This window comes from Paraburkholderia dinghuensis, assembly GCF_003837865.1.
GTDB classification, from domain to species: Bacteria; Pseudomonadota; Gammaproteobacteria; order Burkholderiales; family Burkholderiaceae; genus Paraburkholderia; species Paraburkholderia dinghuensis.
In genome coordinates this window covers 66,901-82,241 of the sequence record NZ_RQIS01000023.1, presented here as the reverse complement: position 1 = coordinate 82,241, position 15,341 = coordinate 66,901, and the positions used below count along the sequence as shown (strand labels likewise).

The 15,341-nt window shown below is 64.8% G+C and carries 15 protein-coding genes; 4 read left to right on the top strand and 11 right to left on the bottom strand.

The window, feature by feature from the left end; genetic code table 11:
• Nucleotides 1-673: 673 nt before the first annotated feature.
• The 7 genes from D1Y85_RS24030 to D1Y85_RS24000 all read right to left on the bottom strand — a co-directional run bounded on the left by D1Y85_RS24030 (nucleotide 674) and on the right by D1Y85_RS24000 (nucleotide 7,370).
• On the bottom strand, nucleotides 674-1,228 hold the full coding sequence (locus tag D1Y85_RS24030) for a phosphonate degradation HD-domain oxygenase (protein ID WP_124153572.1): 555 nt from the start codon (nucleotides 1,226-1,228) through the stop codon (nucleotides 674-676).
• Nucleotides 1,229-1,316: 88 nt separating this feature from the next.
• Nucleotides 1,317-1,922: a GntR family transcriptional regulator gene (locus D1Y85_RS24025; protein WP_246025039.1), complete on the bottom strand. Its 606-nt coding sequence runs from the start codon at nucleotides 1,920-1,922 to the stop codon at nucleotides 1,317-1,319.
• An 82-nt stretch (nucleotides 1,923-2,004) separates the two neighbouring features.
• The gene (gene phnV / locus D1Y85_RS24020) at nucleotides 2,005-2,868 is read right to left on the bottom strand and encodes a 2-aminoethylphosphonate ABC transport system, membrane component PhnV (RefSeq protein ID WP_124153570.1); all 864 of its coding nucleotides are present in this window, start codon (nucleotides 2,866-2,868) and stop codon (nucleotides 2,005-2,007) included.
• Nucleotides 2,858-3,775 (bottom strand): 2-aminoethylphosphonate ABC transporter permease subunit, encoded by a 918-nt coding sequence (locus tag D1Y85_RS24015; RefSeq protein WP_124153569.1) that lies wholly within the window; start codon nucleotides 3,773-3,775, stop codon nucleotides 2,858-2,860. Before D1Y85_RS24015 ends, phnV begins: the two co-directional genes overlap by 11 nt.
• Nucleotides 3,753-4,859, bottom strand: a complete 1,107-nt coding sequence (gene phnT / locus D1Y85_RS24010; protein WP_124153568.1) for a 2-aminoethylphosphonate ABC transport system ATP-binding subunit PhnT — start codon at nucleotides 4,857-4,859, stop codon at nucleotides 3,753-3,755. Before phnT ends, D1Y85_RS24015 begins: the two co-directional genes overlap by 23 nt.
• Nucleotides 4,860-5,062: 203 nt before the next feature.
• Entirely contained in the window at nucleotides 5,063-6,148 is a 1,086-nt protein-coding gene (phnS, locus tag D1Y85_RS24005; RefSeq protein ID WP_124153567.1) for a 2-aminoethylphosphonate ABC transporter substrate-binding protein, read from the bottom strand.
• Between the two features lie 466 nt (nucleotides 6,149-6,614).
• Entirely contained in the window at nucleotides 6,615-7,370 is a 756-nt protein-coding gene (locus D1Y85_RS24000; RefSeq protein ID WP_124153566.1) for a DeoR/GlpR family DNA-binding transcription regulator, read from the bottom strand.
• 221 nt (nucleotides 7,371-7,591) lie between these two features.
• Between D1Y85_RS24000 and D1Y85_RS23995 the strand changes: the two genes are divergently transcribed.
• Both D1Y85_RS23995 and D1Y85_RS23990 read left to right on the top strand, forming a co-directional pair.
• A complete protein-coding gene (locus D1Y85_RS23995; RefSeq protein ID WP_124153565.1) occupies nucleotides 7,592-9,151 on the top strand; it encodes an ABC1 kinase family protein in 1,560 nt (519 codons plus the stop codon).
• Nucleotides 9,152-9,290: 139 nt separating this feature from the next.
• Nucleotides 9,291-10,202, top strand: coding sequence for a DMT family transporter (locus D1Y85_RS23990; RefSeq protein WP_124153564.1), 912 nt, complete (start codon nucleotides 9,291-9,293; stop codon nucleotides 10,200-10,202).
• Between the two features lie 34 nt (nucleotides 10,203-10,236).
• On the opposite strand, the gene D1Y85_RS23985 is transcribed toward D1Y85_RS23990, so the two are convergent.
• Nucleotides 10,237-11,397, bottom strand: a complete 1,161-nt coding sequence (locus tag D1Y85_RS23985) for a L,D-transpeptidase (RefSeq protein WP_246025038.1) — start codon at nucleotides 11,395-11,397, stop codon at nucleotides 10,237-10,239.
• Nucleotides 11,398-11,574: 177 nt separating this feature from the next.
• Between D1Y85_RS23985 and nadE the strand changes: the two genes are divergently transcribed.
• Nucleotides 11,575-12,438 carry an ammonia-dependent NAD(+) synthetase gene (gene nadE / locus D1Y85_RS23980; protein ID WP_124153563.1) on the top strand — a complete coding sequence of 288 codons (864 nt, stop codon included), beginning with the start codon at nucleotides 11,575-11,577 and terminating at the stop codon, nucleotides 12,436-12,438.
• Nucleotides 12,439-12,453: 15 nt separating this feature from the next.
• Here the strand turns inward: nadE and D1Y85_RS23975 are convergent, their stop codons facing one another.
• Nucleotides 12,454-12,723 (bottom strand): RNA-binding protein, encoded by a 270-nt coding sequence (locus D1Y85_RS23975; protein ID WP_124153562.1) that lies wholly within the window; start codon nucleotides 12,721-12,723, stop codon nucleotides 12,454-12,456.
• A gap of 267 nt (nucleotides 12,724-12,990) precedes the next feature.
• Complete coding sequence (locus D1Y85_RS23970) at nucleotides 12,991-13,569, bottom strand: hypothetical protein (RefSeq protein WP_124153561.1); 579 nt, start codon at nucleotides 13,567-13,569, stop codon at nucleotides 12,991-12,993.
• Nucleotides 13,570-14,006: 437 nt separating this feature from the next.
• On the opposite strand from D1Y85_RS23970, the gene D1Y85_RS23965 reads away from it, so the two are divergent.
• The gene (locus D1Y85_RS23965; RefSeq protein ID WP_124153560.1) at nucleotides 14,007-14,513 is read left to right on the top strand and encodes a DUF1993 domain-containing protein; all 507 of its coding nucleotides are present in this window, start codon (nucleotides 14,007-14,009) and stop codon (nucleotides 14,511-14,513) included.
• 105 nt (nucleotides 14,514-14,618) lie between these two features.
• Here the strand turns inward: D1Y85_RS23965 and D1Y85_RS23960 are convergent, their stop codons facing one another.
• The gene (locus D1Y85_RS23960) at nucleotides 14,619-15,245 is read right to left on the bottom strand and encodes a LysE family translocator (RefSeq protein ID WP_124153559.1); all 627 of its coding nucleotides are present in this window, start codon (nucleotides 15,243-15,245) and stop codon (nucleotides 14,619-14,621) included.
• Between the last annotated feature and the right edge of the window lie 96 nt (nucleotides 15,246-15,341).

Sequence of the window (15,341 nt, the reverse complement as noted above, 5' to 3'; positions counted from 1 at the left end):
CCCACACTTATCGGCTGTAAATTTTTAAAGATCGCATCGCAGACCCGCCGTCCAACCACTCACTACCCGGCGTTTCCTGCGTCGCTGCATCAGCAGCAGAGAAACGAGATTATGAAGACTGCCGGGCTTTCTGTCAACAGGTTTTTTACTTCGCTTAACCTGTCCGGCACTACCACCGCCGCCCGCGCACTCACGCCCCTTGGGGCTTCCCGCCTCCCCGCGCTCTCATGGAAAGCGCGAAAGACCGGCATTCTAGTGACCACCGCGCGTTCTTGCAAGCGGTTTTTTGCGCGGAGCTGTCCGACGCGCTCTTGCGCTAACGAAGCCAACTCCGTGCCTAACTCGAGCTAACTCCGTAACTGGTCGACATGGCCTTGCCAGCAAAACTCGACGTCTCAACATATGTACCCAAACCAGACTCGATAGACGGACGCGCGAGCCGCGTTCGTTTGGCTGGGGCCTCGGAATTGTGCGCAAACGCAGGCCAGCAACGCAACCCACGCACGCCGGCTACTTCAATGCGCCCATCGCCATGTCAGCCTACGTATATCCACCTGACATCCCCCGCTTCACCATGGGGTAATCAATATGGCAGTAGCCCCGCGGAAGGACCAAGGCGCGAACAATCGCCCCACCGAACACAGCTTCGAAGCGTCGATCGGGTGAACCCGGATCACGATTGACGCTGCATTACGCGTTCGACAATCCGCAGGTAGTGGTTCAGGTCCGGCGTCGATTTACCCGCAACCTTGGCGAGATCGTCCCACCGACGCAGACGCACCGCGTCTTCTGCGAATGGGCGCCCAAGGAACTTACGCGCCTGCTCCGCGCTAAAAATGCCGCCCTGCAATTCCAGGCTGCGCACCGAGTCAGCAGAAAGACGGCCAAAATATGCGTCGTCGACGGCACACAGATAACGCTTGGCATCGACGTGCAGCTTGATCGGCTCCAGCACGGCGTCCGGCATTACAGCACGCAGGAACGGGAGCACGAAATACTGGTGGAGATCGTCGATACCCCGTACCGTCGGCGTCTCGCCCTGGCGGTTCAGCAAATGCCCCAGATCGTGCAAGAACGCGGCCGCGATCAGTTCCTCGCTCGCACCGTCCTTCTCGGCGAAGTCGCCGCTCTGCAGTGCGTGCTCCAACTGCGTGACCGGCTCACCGCTGTATGCAACCTCGCCGTAGCTGTCGAACAGTCCTTTAATATCCGCCAGACTCAGTGGCATCGCTCCCCCTCGTTGTTGCGATTGCAGCGGCGCCTATCGCCGCCTGCATTCAGCACAGTCCAAGCCGCTCAAAATCCGCGTTCGGGCGTTAGCCGTTCTGCACGCGTATCAGCGCGGCGGCTTCGCCCGCCTTGCGTGAGGCCAACGCATTCAGGATCGCACGGTACACCGCGTACGACGCACGCAGCGCCTCGGCGCCCGGCAGCCTCACGCGCGCGAGGCGCAACTCGCTCACGCATCGCCGATATGCCTCGTGCAGCTTTCCGTTGTCTGCAGCCATCACAAGCACGTCACGAAACGCATCGCGCGCATCGGTGTATGCCCTGCGATCGTCGAGAGCGAGCGCGTCGCGCATCGCATCCAGGCGCTCACGCAGCGCCGCCACCTGAGCCGCGTCGATCTGCGCCGTCAACGTCCGGCACGCCGCCTCTTCAAGGATCGTGCGCACCGCGCCCAGTTCCGCGGCCTCAAGCGCCGATACGCTGCGCACGAACGCACCCCGATGCTTCTCGTTGCGCACGAGCCCTGCCTGCTCCAGCGCGCGGAACGCCTCGCGCACCGGTCCGCGCGAGACCTGCAGACGCGCGGCCCAATCGGCCTCGTTAAGCTTGTCTCCTGGCGCGAGCATGCCCGCCTCGATGCGTCGTTCGATCTCGTCGCGCACGAGTTCGGTCAGCGAATGGTGGCGCACCATCGCGATCGGCGCGACGACGTCCGGATCGGGCGTTGTTGCGTCGTTGCGTACGTGCGCTGCGCTCCGCGCGCGGGACATGTGCTCAGTCCGCACGGCGGCGCGGCACGCGCGCCGCGATCATCAGCAGTGCCGCGAGCGACACTACGAGCAGAATCAGCGATAGCGCAGATGCCGGCAGGTAATAGCCGCGCTCGACGGCGCCCACCACGACGATCGGAACCGTCGCGAAGCCAGGCGGATATACCGTGAGCGTCGCACCGAGTTCGCCCAGCGACAGTGCGAAGCCGAGCGCGAGACTGGCGCGGATGGCCGGCACGAGTTGCGGTAGCACGACCCGGCGCAACACCATCGACGGCGGCGCACCGAGACTCGCCGCCGCTTCGCGCAGGACCGTCAACTCCGGGCGCAGCGCGGCCGACGCACAGCGGTAGCAGAACGGCAGCACGAGCGCGAGCTGCACGAACACGACGATCGCCGCGGAGCTCGACAAATCGAGTGGCGCTTTGTGATAAGCGATGAGCACCGCAAGGCCGAGCACAACACTCGGCACGCCGTTGGGCACCATCGCGAGCGTGTCGACGATCGCGCCGAGGCCGCGTCGGTCGCGCGCTTCCAGCGCCAGCGCAAGCCAGAGTCCCAGTGCCGTGCCGAGCACCGCCACACCGAAGCCGACTTCGAGGCTCGTGACGAGCGCATCGAAGTCGCTCGACCCGAGGCGCTCGAACCAGCGCATGCTAAAGCCATCGGGGAGAATCGTGCCGGACCAGTGCGATGCGACGCTCGACAGCGCGACGACGATCACCGGCAGCACGAACAGCCAGAAACACAGGAGCGCGGCGAGGCCGAGCAGCACGCCGCCAGCGATCCGGGCAACAAGACCGCGCTCCACCGGTCGCGCGCGGCGATGCTGCGGCGGCAATTTGATTCGATCGGGATCAGCGGACATTGCGAGCGCCTCCCTGGCTGCGGCGGTTCACGCGCCGGTACAACGCGTAAAGCGAAAGCGACATGGCGAGCATCACGACCGCACCAGCAGCAGCGGACGGTAGATCGAGGTCGACGGTGGCCGAGCTATAGATCGCCACCGGCAGCGTGACGAGATGCGCGCTGCCGAGCACAAGCAAAATGCCGAACTCGTTGAACGTCAGCAGGAAGCAGAGGATCGTGCCTGCCGCGATGCCCGGCCATGCGAGCGGCAGGATGACGCCGGCGGCAACCATCCACGTATTCGCGCCGAGGCTGCGTGCAGCTTCGATCAGACGCATGTCGAGCATCGCGAACGAGGCGAGCGTCGGGCGCACGACGAACGGCGCGTAGAACACGACTTCCGCGAGAATCACCCCGCCCATGCCGAACAGAAAGTCGAGCGGCGGCGCTTGCAGATTGAAGAGGCGTTGCAGCCCGATGCTGACCGAGCCCTGTGAACCATAAAGGAAGATCAGCGTGAACGCGACGAGAAACGACGGGAACGCCACAAACAGTTCGAGAAAGCGCGTGACGAGGCGCGCGCCCGGAAACGGCTTGAAGAACAGGATCGCGGCGAGCACGACGCCGAGTACCGAGGCAAGGCTCCCGCTCACGAACAGGATCAGCAGCGTCGTGCCGATTACGCCACGCGATTCGGGATTGCCGAAGAACGATGTATAGGCGTGGAAGCTCAGGCCGTGCGCGCCCGTGAGGCTCAACAGCACGAGACGCACGAGCGGATACACCACGATCGGCCCAAGCACGAACACGAGCAGGAAAGCGATGTGCCACTGCGCACGCCGCTCGCGGCGACGCACAGCGGCCGCGTGCGCGTCGGCGGTGTGCGGCGCGAGCCCCGCGGATTCAGGGGTTGATAAGGACGACATCGTCTGCCTCGTAACGCAGGGACACGCGCATGCCTTTTTGCGGCGTCATGCCGTGGCCGCGCGGCATGGTGACCAGCACCGGTTCGTTCGGCATCGCGTCGAGCAGCACCGGCACCGACAGCACCGAGCCATACCATTCGACCGATTCGATCGTGCCGTGCAGCGACCCTTCTCCGAGCGGCGCGATGCGCAGGCTTTCCGGACGCAGGCACGCGAGTTTGTCGCGCACGTCGTGACGTGGATCGCCGACGGGGAACGCGATGCTAGGCGGCAGCAAGTTCGCGGCGCCGAGATAGCGCGCGACGTAGGCATCGGCCGGCGCGTCGTAGAGTTCCTGCGGCGTGCCGAGTTGCGCGATGCGGCCATCGCGCATCAGCAGCGTGCGGTCGGAGAGCACGAGCGCGTCATCCTGATCGTGCGTGACGCACACGATCGTGAGGTCGGGCAGGCGCTCGTGGAGCGCCTTGAGTTCGGAGCGCACCGACGCGCGCAGATTGGCGTCGAGTGCCGAAAGCGGTTCATCGAGCAGCAGCACGTCCGGCTCGATCACGAGCGCGCGCGCGAGCGCCACACGCTGCTGCATGCCGCCCGAGAGCTGGGCGGGCATCACGTGACCCGAATCGCCGAGCTGCACGAGCTTGAGCGAGTCGGCCACGCGTCGCGCGATATCACGCGACGGCACACCCCGCGCCTTGAGCCCGAACGCGACGTTCTCAAACACGGAAAGATGCGGGAACAGCGCATAGCTCTGGAAGAGCAGACCCAGGTTGCGCCGGTGCGGCGGCACGTGAGTCAGATCGCGACCCGCTACGGAAAGCGAGCCGGAGAGTCCATCGGCTTCAATAAAACCGGCGATAAAGCGCAGCAACGTGGTCTTGCCACATCCGCTACGGCCGAGGACGGTCAACAACTCGCCGCGGCGGATCGTGAGCGATAGATCGTCGAGGACCGTGCGGGTGCCGAAACGGACGCTCAGATGGTCGATCTGCACACCCGCGACGCCCGCGGTCTCCATGCCCGCCATGCCGGACACTTCCGGCTGCGCGCGGGCCATGCCGGCCGGCGCGAGGCTTGCGGTATTCACCGGTTGATCTCCTATGTGAACCAGAGCCAGCGTTTCGTCGCTGGCTCTGGTCCCATGCAAAACTGCCGGTGGGACCTGGCGTGGCGGCCGGAGCCGGCACTTCCGCTCCCACGGTCCCATCCGATGCAAAACTGTGGGCCGGAGCAAGCGCGCCAGCACTTACCCCGGCCCAAGACAAAGTGATGCAGATACGGCTTGAATGCTTACTTCGGCTTCACGACTTCGATCTGCTTGCCCGACGAGCCGATCACTTCGTTCTTCCAGCGCGCGGACCAGTCGGCCTTCTTCGCCATCACCTGATCCCAGTCCACCGAGATGAGCTTCACGCCGGCGATCGACTTCTTGACCGCGTCGCCGTTCTTGCCTGCAAGCGGCACGTCCGTGCGAGCCGGGATGCCGAAAATATCCGGCACCTTCGACTGCACATCCGTCGACATCAGATAGTCGATCAGCTTCTTGCCTTCCGCCTGGTTCGGGCCGTTCTTGATCAGGCCGATTGCGTACGGCAGCTGGAACGTGGTCGGATGGCTGCTTGCGTCAACGGCGAGGAAGATCGGCTTGAGCGAGAGGCCGCCGTTGGCCGCGTCGTCGAGGTCCATCTGCAGGTCGCCGTTGGCCACCGAGATTTCGTTGCGCGAGAGCAGCACGTCGAGATAACCCGTACCCTTCGTGTGAAACTTGGCGCTCTGCTCGAGCTTCTTCAGGTAGTCGAACGCCTTGTCTTCACCCATCAGCGAAGTCGTCAGGATGATGACGGCCATGCCGTCGCCCGCCGTCGCCGGGTTCGAGTACGCGATCTTGCCCGAGTAGTCCGGATGCAGCAGATCAGCGAACGTCTTCGGTTCGTTCTTCACGACTTCGGGGTTGATCGCGAACGAGAAGTAGTTGTTCACAAACGTTGCCCACGAGCCGTCCGGTGCCTTGGCGATGGCCGGCACGTTCTTGTAGTTCGCGCTCTGGTACGCCTGCAGCAGACCGCTCTGCTGCGCCTGCTGGATGAACGGCGGCAGCGTGACGATCACGTCGGCCTTGGGCGAATCCTTCTCGACGTTGGCGCGATTCACAACTTCGCCGCTGCCGGCCGTCACGATATTGACCTTGACGCCTTCCTTCTTCTCGAAGGCCGGGAGCACGTCGCGGTAGAGGTTTTCGAGGCCGTCAGCCGTGTAGAGAACGACTGCGTCGGCGGCATGCGCGGAGAACGCGAAGCCTTCCAGCAGCATTGCGGCGGCAAGCATGGGCAGCAGCTTGCGCTTAAAACCCGCGCGAAGGGGATTCTTGTGGTTCATGTCAATCTCCAGGGCAAAAACCAGATTGCTCGGGGATACCCGATGCGTGTGTGATCGAACGTCGGCGGACTACACCGCCTGCTTCGCCAGCCGTGCAGCGAGGAGTGCAGATTGTCTACAATCCGCCGGGCCTGCCTCAAAACGACGACTGCTCCGCCGCGCGGGAATGTCGTCCGCACGGCGTGCAAGCCCCGTCTGAACGGGCACCGCAAGAATTACAGATTTCGATGACAACGCCGTGACTATGTGGCGTTTTGCAAAATAAATCCACAAATTGCCAATCGGCAACGTTTCGCACCGCACAATCATTCGTTGCGTGTGCACGCCAGGTGCGGAAAAGAAAGTATGAAGAAGCCTCGCTCGTCTGGGACGACGGCGCGAAAAAAGAGGCGGAGTTAGTGCAGGGCCAGACAGGACGAGAATGCCCGCACGCGGCAGCACGCGAACGAGCGCCGACGCGCCGGACTCACGCGACCAGCAACTCCGGCCCACGCGCCGCAATCGCGCGCGCGATCGAATCTTCCGGCGCGAGTTCGGTGATGACGTAGCGGGCGCGCTCGAATCCATTGATGCGCACCGGCGTGACGCGCCCGAACTTCGAATGATCCGCGACGATGATCGCGCAGCCCGTCGCAAGCAGCATGCGGCTGCGAACCTCCGCGACCATGCGCGAATAATCGGTCAGCCAGCCGTCGGCAGTGATGCCGCCCGCACCAACGAACGCGAAATCGGTGTGGTACTGCTCGAGTTGCTGAACAGTGTCAAGACCGAACGTCGCTTCTTCGTGATCGGAAAGTTCGCCGCCGAGCAGCGTCACGCGGTTCTCGTTACGGCGGCCGAGCAGGAGTGCGATGCGCCAGTCGTTCGTGTAGACGGTCAGTCGATGGCGGTCGGTGAGAGCGCGCGCGACGGCGTGCGTCGTGCTGCCGGAGTCGATGATCACCGACGCACCGTCTGGTACGAACCCGGCAGCGCGCTCGCCGATGGCGCGCTTCGCGCTGGCGTTCGCGGCTTCGCGCACGTCGAGATCGGGTTCGCGGCGGTCGCTTGATAAAGCGCCGCCGTGCGTGGTGACGAGCAGCCCGCGCTCGGCGAGCGTATTCAGGTCGCGCCGGATCGTTTCGCGCGACACATGCAGTTCGCGGACGAGTTCCGCCACCGAAAGCGCGCCGTTCCTGTTGACCTGCAAGAGGATGTATTGGTGACGTTGTTCTGCGAGCATCTCGGTGAATGCGCAAAGCGCGCGAGTTCGGAAAGGCCGCCGTATTGTATTACGCGTATTGCGCGAACACGCGCATCATGCGGCCCGCGCCGCACGCCGGTCGCGCGCATCGGGCAAGACATCCGGGTGCCGCGGCACTGCCATCGCGGACGCATCCCTGCTACTCTCGCGCTTGGCCGTCCGTTGCGCGGGCGGCGCGCGTTCCCTCGACTGCTGCGCCAATGCGTTCAACATTTCGTCAACTCAAGCTGCTGTTTTGTGCGCTGCGTTATGGCGTCAGGCTGATCTGGCTCGCGGCGCCCGAGCATCATAAGCTGCACTGGTTCGTCTCGCTCGCCGTGCGCATGCGCGACGATGAGCGCCTCGCCGCGAGCCTGCACGGCGCGCTGCCGCGTCTCGCGCCGCTCGCTGTCGCGTTCGGGCAGACGCTCGCCGAGCGGCCCGAACTCGCGGCGACGACGCTGCACGACAGCATCAACGCGCTCGAACACTTCGAGGCCCCGCTCGCGCCCGATGCGCTCGAAGCGGCGCTCTACGCCGCGCTCGGCAAGCCGCCGAAGACGCTCTTCTCGTGGATCGCCCCGACGCCCGTCCACCACGGCTGGTGCGAAGAGACGCACATCGCGCGGCTGGCGCTGCCGGTCGGCGGTCATCAGCTGGTGACGCTGCGCGTATTGCGCACCGACCACATCGAGGAAGTCGACGACGATGCCGCATTGCTGTGTGGCGTCGCGCGCTGGATGGAACGGTTCTCGGGTGCCGCCCGCCAGTTGCAGTTGCACAAGCTGGCCCTCGAACTGCGCGAAGACCTGAAGCGGCGCTTCGACTTGCGCGCGCAAGCGGCAAACCTGAGCCAGGCGAGCCACCACCTCGAGAAGAATCCGCGCGTCGTCGTCCCCGATGTGATCTGGGACCTCTGCACACCGCACACGCTCGCCGTCCAGCACATCGACACGGTGAGCATCACTGACGTCGCAGGTCTTGCCGAACATCACATCAACGTGACGCGCGTGGCCACTCATCTGGTCGAAGTGGTCACGCAGCAGGCGTTCGAGCACGGCTTCTTTCACGCCACGCTCGACGCGCGCCACGTGGCGGTCAGCGTCGAGCCGCCGACGCTCGGTCGCCTCGTGCTTGCGGGATCGTCGCTGATGACGAGCCTCTCGTCACCCGAGCGCGAGTTCTTCGTCCACGGCGCAACGGCGCTCTTCCGGCAGGACTACGGCGCGCTCGCCGATCTGCACCAGGCCGCCGGACACGTCGGCGTTCACGCGCGCAGCGAACAGATCGAGGCGGAACTGCGCACGCGCGGCGAGGCGCACTTCGCCAGCGACGTCGACACGCGTAGCGCGGGCGCACTGTTCCACGATCTGTTGCATGCCGTGCAGCCGTTCGGCGGTGCGGTGTCGCCGAGGCTCGCCGCCGCGCAGCGCGCCTTCACCCAGGCAGAAGACCTCGCGCGCACGATTCATCCGGGCGTCGATGCATGGGGTATCGCCGAGCGCACGCTCGCCGGCATCGCGCAGCGCGACCTCGATCATCGCGGCTGGATACGGCGGCTTTCCGAGGAATTGCCGCATCTCGCGCAGATCGGACCACGCGTGCCGCAAATGCTCTTTCGCTACCTGCAGCAGCATGCGTCAACACAAGGTGCGCACGGTCCGCACACCGACCTTGTCGGCTCGTTGCGCAACGAGCAACGGCGCACGCGCACCTTGCTCATCGCGTGCGCGCTATGCGGCGCCGTGCTGGGCGCGGCGGCGATCGTGATCCTGCATTAAAGACCGACGCGGCGCGGTCGCAATCCGCGCATCGGGCCAGTGCAGTCCTGAACAAGACCGGTACCGGCGGGCCAGGCGACACTGCGAGCCATTCGCGTCGCCCCCCGCGCGCTGAACTGCGCCCCCACAACCGACACCCATGCTCGCCGCCCTAGCCCCCGCCCTCTTCGTCGTCCTCTGGTCGACGGGATTCGTCGTCGCCCGTGCGATCGCGCCTTATGCCGATCCGAATCTGTTCCTGCTTGCCCGCTTCGGCGGGACCGCGGCACTTTTCACGGCCGTCGCGCTGATCGCGCGCGCGCCCTGGCCGCGCGGGCGCGAATTCGGCAAGCACCTGATCGCGGGCGCCTTGCTGCAGGGCGTCTATCTGGGAGCGGGTTACTGGGCCGTCGCGCAGGGTTTGAGTGCGGGCGTGATGGCGCTGCTTGGCGCGCTGCAGCCGCTTCTCACAGCCGCGTTCGCCGCACGGCTTTTCGGCGAACGGCTCTCGCAGCAACGCTGGGTGGGCATGTCGCTCGGGCTCGCGGGCGTCGTGCTCGTCCTCATGCCGAAACTGCAGGCCGCCGTGCATGGCACCCCGTCGACGCACGATCAGGCGAACCCGCTCCTCGTGGTGATCGTCGCCGTGGCCGCAGTCGGCTCGATCACAGCGGGGACGCTCTATCAGAAGACGTCGCTGGCGCTTGCCGACATCCGCAGCGCCAGTGCCGTCCAGAACGCAGGCGCGGCCATCGTCGCGGCGCTGCTTGCGCTCGCGCTGGGCGAACATCGATGGAACGCATCCGCGACGCTCTGGATCTCGCTCGGGTGGGGGATCGCGATGCTGTCGGGCGCCGGTGTGACCCTGCTTGTCTGGATGGTCCGCAACGGCGACGCCGCACGCGCCACCGCCCTGCTCTTTCTCGCGCCGCCGCTCGCCGCGCTCGAAAGCTGGGTGCTGTTCGGTGAAGTCTTGCTGCCCGTGCAACTCGCCGGCTTTGGGGTGGCGCTCGCCGGCGTGCTGATCGCGCGGCGAGGCGTTGCGCCCAGGACCGAACCGCGCCGCGCCTGAGCCGTGCGGACGGCACAGGCGCGCCGGCCGGCGCTCAATCCGCCTTGTCGCCGCCCGCCGGCACCTTCGCGCGCGCCTTGCTGCCGGGCGCAGGCGACCACGCCGGACGCGTCTTGCGCTCCGAATCGACCACGACGATAAAGCGGCCGGCCCACGGCGTGGGCTGCCGGTCCGAGTGCAGCACCCAGAGCGATTTGCCCGACGCGACGAGCGCCTCGTATTCGGCGTCGATGATGCCGTGGTGGTCGATGAACACATTCAGCGAGGCCGGAATCCGCACACAGCCCTTCGAGTGGCGGATGCCGAGCAGCGGCTCGAGCCGGTCGGGATCGGTGGCGTGCATCTGGAATCGCATCGGCGAGAAGCCACCCTTGCCCCAGCCGCGCTCGCCATCCACCCAGCCGAGATCGTAGATACGCATGTCACGTTTGCCGTAGCCGCGTATGTTGTTCTGGTTCATCGTGCCTTCCGCGCGGAAGTCCATGTTGTCCGGCGTGTGCAGGAACACGCCGAGCGGCGTCAGGAAATGGTCGAACTCGCCAGGCCGCCCCGTCGCCACCGGCGACGAGCCGATCATCAGCCACGGCTCGTCCGGCATCGCGCGGAAGTAGATGAAGAGCGCCTGAACGGTCGCGGCGCGATCGACGAGAATGACGAATTCGCCCGCCAGCTCGCCGAGGTCGTGCTCGTCGAGCGCCGCCTGCAGACGCTCGCCGTAAGCGCGCTGGTCCGCGAGCGGCACGTGCAGGCGACGCGTCACCTCGCGCGCAAAGACGGCGCGCATCTCCAGCGCACGGTGGTTTTCTTCGGCGGCCTGCTCGTCGGTGAGTTGCGGATGTTCGGGGAGCGTGAGCACGGCGGGCGCAGACGCCGGTTCACCGGCTGACGGCGCGGCAGCGAAAGGTGCACTGGCGGGCGACTCTGGCAAAGACGTGGATTGAGGCGCCGACGCCGCTGGTTCGGGCACGGCGTCCGCCACGTCGGCCACGTCCGATACGGCGTCGACGGCCGGGACAGTGGCAGCGTCCGCGGCCCACGTAGTGCCCGCAGCCGACCACAGGCAAGCCGCGGCACAAAGCGCGAAGCGCTTGAGCAGCGGCCACTTCAGCTTGCGATGATGAAAGAAGTTCGGGATGCCACCGCAAATGCCCGCATCCACGTTTGCGCCGAGCGGGCGCCGGATTTTTTTGTCCATCGTGAGTTTGGCTTGATTACGCGTATCGTGTGAAATCGGCTGCATCGTAACTGTTTAGGAGCGCCGCGCGCGACGTTTGGATTCCCTTCAGGAACCCAACGCGCAATCACTCACCATTAAACCAGACAAGGCATCGGCGACGTATGACGTTGTCGCCGATCTCATCGGGAACCGCCAATGGAATCCACTTCCAAGGCCGGGCGCGAACTCGCTCATCAGCAGATCACCACGGCGCTCGGCGTCACCCCGGGCTTCGACGCCACGGCGGAAATCGCGGTCCGCGTCGATTTCCTCTGCGCCCACTTGCGCGCGAGCGGGCTGCGCACACTGGTGCTCGGCATCAGCGGCGGCATCGACTCGGCCACGGCAGGGCGGCTCGGCCAGTTGTGCGCAGAACGATTGCGCCAGGCGGGCTACGCCGCGCGCTTTGTGGCGATGCGGCTTCCGTATGGCGTCCAGCGCGACGAAGCGGACGCCGCTGAAGCACTGGCATTCATCCGCCCGGACGAAACGCTGACGGTCGATATCCGTCCCGCCGCCGACGCGATGCTCGCATCGCTACTGGCCGGTGGGTTCTCCGTCGCCGATGCCGCACAACAGGATTTCGTGCTCGGCAACATCAAGGCGCGGCAACGAATGATCGCGCAATACGCGGTGGCGGGCGCGCGAGCAGGTCTCGTGATCGGCACCGATCACGCCGCGGAATCGCTGATGGGTTTCTTTACGAAGTTCGGCGACGGCGCAGCGGACGTGCTGCCGCTCGCGGGCCTGAACAAGCGTCGCGTGCGTGCACTCGTTCAGGCGCTGGGCGCACCGCAGCGCCTCGTAGACAAGACGCCGACGGCCGATCTGGAGAATTTGCGGCCTCTGCGCCCGGACGAGGACGCCTACGGCGTGAGCTACGAGGAGATCGACGATTTTCTGGAAGGCAAGCCCGTTAGCGAGAACGTTCGCGCGACAATCCTGCGCTTTTACGACAGCACACGCCACAAACGCGCGCTGCCCTTCACGCCACAAGATCCACTACCGCCGGCTGCCTGAACGGGCGTAAAAGGATCAGCGCTGCTGCTGCGAGGCCTCATCGTCGAATGGTGCAGCGCTGACCCGCAACGCCACGCCCGCCAACCTGCGCCCCTGAAGCTCGCGCGCTACGGCCTCGGCGACGTACGGTACGTCGGCCTTAAGTTCGAGGTCCGCGTGCGCGTTCGGCGTGCCGGCGTCGTAAACGGTTACGCCCTTCGCAAGGTGGCCGAGTTCGCGCTCGAAAAACACACGCACCTCCTGCTCGCTACAGGATTCGGGGACATTCCAGACGGTGAGGTGCACGATCGCTTACCGGGGGTAACGTGTGCGTTGCGCATGCACGCGGACGGGTTGCAGGCTCGCGCGAGCGCGTGCACGCGTCCCTACGGCGTGGCCGAGCAAGGCCGAGAACAACAGGAGAGACAGAGTAGACACAATCATTCGCACCTCCTTTTTCTTGACATTCATCAGGATATTATCAATGCAGGCTCACTGCACTGCGTCATATTGTCGTGAAGAAATTCCCCGCGCTCAAGCGACACAGTCGTGACTCAAGCAAGTACGGGCGATTCAGTGGTTGTCGTCGCTCCTGGTCATGAGTCTGGAGGCGGTGCTCGCGCCGCATGCCATTCGCGTAAAACGTTCGTATTCGCGCACCCAGTCGCCCGAGATCACGGCCTGCGCCACTGCCAGCGAGATTTGTCCCCCACAGACGCATCGCTTGAGCTGGACAGTGAGCCGCACCTTGCGGCGCTCGCCTGCGCGGCCGGCCCATGGCAGAAGGTCGAGATTCGCTTCGGCGTGGGGAGAACCACCGAGCACGACAGGCACGCGCTGGTCGAGCGCGTACGAGGGGCCGTCGTCGACATCGATGCCGCGCTGCGCGAGCAGGCGGTGCTTGTGCGCCATCGCCTGCTCGAACGGAAGCGCGACAGCATCGGCATAGCCCGGGCGGCAAATCGTTTCGCCAATCGACTGCTGGTTCACACGTGAGTCAAGCAATGGCGAAGCTCGCGCGACGCTCGCCAGCAGATTCGCGCTACCAGCCGCGAGTAACACCAACGCAACGCGCGAGGCACGCTTGCGACAGCCAAGGCCTTCAGTCATGCGACGCGCGATGCCGCGTCTTGCTACCTTTTCTGCGTTCATGGGAAGGCGCACCATGCGATGCGAACTGGATCGTCCAGGTCGGATTACAGCACATTCAAAATCTCGCGTGGCGAAGGACGACAAACGGTGGAAAAAAGAGGCGAAGGTGACGAAATTCCTCTGGCTGCGCCGTGAACAACGCGGCGTATGTCTGCGCCGACGCACGCCCGGACCGTTCGTTGAAGTCATCGCACGCCAGCGCCAATATACGGGGAAGAAATTTCGATTCGGAATGCCAGGCGAATGGCGAAGCATGTGTGCGAATGGGCTACTGTCACGCCCTTGCAACACTCGATGGACACTTTCGCAAAAGCTCGGCGCCCGCACAAGATCGGCCGTTCGGCCAATGGCGGCGGAGCTTTCGATAGCGCATAATGACCGACGGTCAGCTCCTGCCCGGAGCGCGACGCGCACATTCGAATGAACGAGGAATTTCCATGTCCATCACCATGTTTCAAGCCTCGGTACCCGTTTTGGTCCGCGGTCTCACCAACCTGCAGACAATCATCGGCAAAGCACAGGCACATGCAGCGGAAAAGCAGATTGACCCGACCGTGCTGACCGGAGCGCGGCTGTTCCCCGACATGCTCCCGCTCGCGCGTCAGATCCACATCGCGACCGACACCGCCAAGGGCTGTGTCGCACGTCTCGCGGACGTAGAGGCACCGAAGTACGAAGACGTCGAAGTGACGTTTGACGAACTCGACGCACGCATCCAGAAGACCATCGACTATCTCAACACGTTCAAGCCCGAGCAGATCGACGGCACCGAAGCGCGCACCATCACGCTCAAGATGCGCTCCGGCCCGATTGAGTTCAACGGCTTGACGTACCTGCTGACTTTCGTGCTGCCCAACTTCTATTTCCACATCACGACGGCGTACGACATCCTGCGTCACAACGGCGTGGAAGTAGGCAAGGCCGACTACCTCGGCGCGAAATAGAACGGTAAGCACGTGCAAAGCGGGCTGGCGTTTCATGGCAGCCCGCCAGTTCACGCGCGACCTGGTCCGTGCCGTAAAAATGGCGGCGCATTGCGCGCCACCCTTTCAGTCGAGCGACAGCCGCACGGCGAAGCCGACCAGTGCCGACGAAAACGCCCACTTCTGCACGGTCTGGGCAAGCGGGTGCTTGCGCAGCCACACCGCAATGCGCGCCGCCCCAAGGACGTAGATCACGTCGAACAGCGCGCATACGATTACGAGCACGACGCCTAACTGAAGCACCTGAAGCCATACCGAGCCAGCCTGCGGCCGGATGAACTGCGGCAGCAGCACCGAGCAGAACAGCAGCGCCTTCGGATTGAGCAGGTTAGTCAGCAAGCCCTTCACGAAGTCGGCACGGCGCGAGCGCGTCGCGGGCGCCACCGCACTCTCGGGCAGCGCGAACACCGGCGCCCTGAATATCTGCACGGCCACCCATGTGAGATAAACCGCACCGGCGTAGCGCACGACTTCATACAGCCATGGCGCGTTGTGCAGCAACGCCGCCAGTCCGCATGCGGACAGCGTCACGTGCGTCGCGCGGGAAACGCCCAGTCCGCATGCAGCCGCGAAACCGCTTTTTGCCCCGCGGCTCATGCTGGTCTGCATCACGAGCGCCATGTCCGCGCCGGGCAAGGCGCAGACGATGATCAGGGCGATGATGAACATGAACATCAGGTGGGCGGAAATCATGATGGCCTCGCAAGAAAGTGGCTCTATGTTCGCGCCATTGGCAGAGCGATTTCTGGCGATTTTCTACTTCTGAAATTCCATTTTTGGAGCAATGCA